Consider the following 3407-nt stretch of genomic DNA (forward strand, 5'->3'; position numbering starts at 1 on the left):
GGATCGGGATGGGCCGCGTCCGGGTGGTCGGTGGCGGCGCGGGCCGGCGACAGGCCCAGGCAGATGAGCGAGGCGGACAGCAGCAGGGTCAGGCGTGTGGTCAGGCGTGTGGTCAACGGTTCCTCCGGTTGGTCAGGGGGCCGGGCGTGCCGGTTCCCGCGGAGGCGGGGAGTCTCCGTGTGCGGCATCGGCGCGCCAGACAGCGTGATCGTGCATGGCGCGACCGTCATCACGCAATTTTTCCAGGTGCGCCAGCAGATTCAGTTCCGCCGCCCGGTGGAGGGAGGTCGGTATGGCCCGATAGACGCGCCGCATCATGTCGTCGAGCGTTGCCGGGCCTTGCCGCAGGGCGGCCAGGATTCTGTCCTCGCGCGAGAGGCGATGCGCGATCAGGGCGGAGATGCAGGTTTCGGGTGTGGAGATTGGCGCGCCGTGGGCCGGCAGCAGCAGGGACGGGGCCAGGGCGCTGATCCGTTCCAGCCCGTCGAGGAACTGGCGCACCGAGCCATCCGGCGCGGGGGGCACCATCGTCGTCGACCAGCCCATGATGTGATCGCCGGTGAAGACGGTGCCCTCCGCCGTCAGGAAGCAGAGATGGTCGGTCGCATGGCCCGGTGTGTGCAGGGCGGTCAGCCCGGCCACCACCGACCCGTCGTCGAGCGCGATGTCCGGCGTGAAGGATGGGACCGCGCTGTGGCGGAAGCCGCAGACCGGCGCGCCTGTCATGCGGCCCAGCGGGCGGGCGCCCGTCAGGTGGTCGCGGTGGGTGTGCGTCAGCAGGATGTGCGTGATCCGGCCGCCCCCGGCTGCGAGGATCGCTTCGAGATGCGCGGGATGGTCCGAGCCGGGGTCGATGACGGCCGTGCCGCCGGGATGGTCGACCAGCCAGCTATTGGTGCCGTGCCCGGTCATGGGACCGGGATTGGGGGCGACGATACGCCGCAGCCCCGGCAGGTGCGCCGCCGCCTTCAGGGGACGGCCCGTGGGCGGCGGTGGTTCGCGGACCTGCCAGGCGGGGCGCGGGCGGTCTTCGAGGCGCGTGTTCAGCCGAAGGCTCCGACATGGTGCATCACCGCGACGCTGGTTTCGCGCAGCAGGTTGAACAGGCGCAGCATGGGCACGAAGATTTCGGCATGTTCGCGGACATAGGCGCCTTCGGAGCGGGGGCCGTGGGGTTCGTGGTAGTCCAGGTCCAGGCCGCTGCGCGTGACCGAGGGAAAGACATGGTCCAGCTCGCGCAGGGCGGAGGGGATTTCCAGGCACAGCACGCGCGTTGTCAGCGCGTCGCGCGAGAAGGCGTTGCGCGGCGAGAAATAGGGGATGCGCGTCGATAGCAGCCAGATCTGCTCGATCATGGCGATGCGGATCGCGTGCAGCAGCTTTTCCTCGGTGCCCATGGCGGGGGCCTGTGCCCAGGCGCGGCGCAGGGCGAGATGATCGGACTGGATGCGGCGGAACATGGCCTGCGTGCTGGCCCAGAAATTCAGCCGTTCCAGCCCCTGCATCAGGACCAGATAGGCGTCGCGCCGGGCCGGGTCGGTTTCGGCCGTTGCGCGGTTGAGCCACATATCCGGGTCGAGCATGTAGATGACGGCGCGCAGCACCATGTCATCCGAATGGGCCAGGGCGTGGGCCGCGAAATCCAGCGCCCGGCGGAAGCGCGGGCTGCGGCCGAGAAATTCCTCGAACGTTTCGGGGTGGCGGGCGGAGGCGGTGCCGAGCCCCTGGATGGTGTTGGCACACCAGCCGAGCTGCTGGAGGATTGCGTTGTTGGGGATGGCGCGCAACTGGCTGGGATGGCTGATGCGCGTGGTGGCGGCGCCGGCATCGCTCTGCCGGGCGGAAGGGCGCGAGCCGGTCTTGTCGATCAGGGACGGGCCGAAGGCGCCCAGCAGGGCGGCATAGCCCGGATCTTCGACCAGGGTGGCCATGCCCGCGCCGATGGTGGAGAAGAAATCGGCGGAGAAATCGGGCTCGTCATAGACCGGGTCGCGGTCGCGGGGCGGGTGGGCGAAGGCGTGCTCGGCGATGATGCTGATGGTGGCGTCGGCCAGCGCGCCGGTGCCGAACAGCAGGTAGCCGTCACCGCCCTGGAAGGCGGTTTCCTCGCGGATATGCACGCCCGCATCGGCGAAGGTGGCCCGTGCCTGCGGTGGCGACAGATAGTCGAGCCGGTCGGCCAGGCGGAACGGGTGGGCGCCGCGACCGATGCTCTCGCCATGGGTGTCGAACAGGATGACCTCGACCTCCGTGAGGTCCCAGCGCCGGAGCAGGTCGCAGATTTTCAGCCGCAGGCGTTCGATCAGATAGGTGGCGGCGAGCTGGCCGACATAGCGGCCGGAATCCGAATAGCCGAATTGCAGGCTCATCCGGCCGGTGCGGCGCAGATAGTCGCGCCAATGGGGCGAGCGCAGGGCTTCCTCGACGATATGGGCGCCGTTTTCCAGCGCTTCCTGCGTTTCGAACAGCGGCGAGATCTCGACCTTGTCGGCGATGCCGAAGGTGCGGGCCAGCCAGAGGGCGGCCAGCAGCGTGTAGCCGCTTTCGGTCTCGGCGATCAGGAAGCGGACCGGGCTTTCATTGTCGATGTGGCGGATGATCTGGCGCACCGTCATCATCAGGCGGGCGGCGGTTGCCTGCTCGACCAGCAGCGAGCCGAAATCGATCTCGACCGGCTGGGCCTGTTCCAGCGCTTCGTTGATCTGCGTGAGCAGGGCGCGGCGCTGCGACGGGTTGTCCGGATTGTCCTCGATCCCCAGCCGCTGGCGGGCGACATTGTGGATCTGCGTCGAATTCAGCCGCACATGGGTATGGGCGGCGCCCATGCCGTGGGCCAGCAGCCCGGCGCGGGCGATGGAGAGGGCCATCCGGTCGTCGGGCGGGGCGGCGTCGATGGCCTCCTGGAACGGGGCGGCCAGCAGGCTGGCGGCGGGGATGGCCTCGTCGCCGCGCTCGATCAGCACGGCGGCGAAGGCGGCGACGGCTTCGGGCTGCACGGAGGTGCCGACCGGGCAAGCCTCGATCTGGGCGGTGACGGCTTCCAGCGCCCCGCCGACCCGCGCATGCAGGGTTTCGGCCAGGGGCAGCAGGGGGGCGATCTGCGCCTGGAGCCGCTCCAGTTGCAGCTTCTTCATCCGCAGCCGCAGGCGGATCGTGTCCCACCAGCCGATATCGGTGCGCCCGTCGGTGTCGTAGCCGACCCAACTGGTCAGGATCACCGGGCGGGGGCTGAGGACCGACCATTCATGCGGCCAGCGGGCGCGGGCTTCGGCCAGCAGGGCGCCGGTCAGCCGGTCCAGCGCGTCGCGTCCGCGTAGGATCGCGGCCGAGGCGAGGGTGAATTCCTCTTCCAGGGTGGGTGGTGCGGCGCGGCGATGGGTTTCCAGCTCCGGCAGGGGGGGCGGAGT

The 3407-nt window shown here is 69.8% G+C and carries 2 protein-coding genes; both read right to left on the minus strand.

What is annotated here, in order from left to right; all coding sequences use genetic code 11:
* Positions 1-132: 132 nt before the first annotated feature.
* Positions 133-912: an MBL fold metallo-hydrolase gene (locus tag ABF821_RS20375; RefSeq protein ID WP_415531397.1), complete on the minus strand. Its 780-nt coding sequence runs from the start codon at positions 910-912 to the stop codon at positions 133-135.
* A 131-nt stretch (positions 913-1043) separates the two neighbouring features.
* The coding region (locus ABF821_RS20380) for a phosphoenolpyruvate carboxylase (protein ID WP_415531398.1) at positions 1044-3407 on the minus strand (2364 nt) is incomplete at its 5' end.

Origin of the sequence: Gluconacetobacter sp. (genome assembly GCF_047721585.1) — a bacterium.
In the GTDB taxonomy this organism is placed as follows: domain Bacteria; phylum Pseudomonadota; class Alphaproteobacteria; order Acetobacterales; family Acetobacteraceae; genus Gluconacetobacter; species Gluconacetobacter dulcium.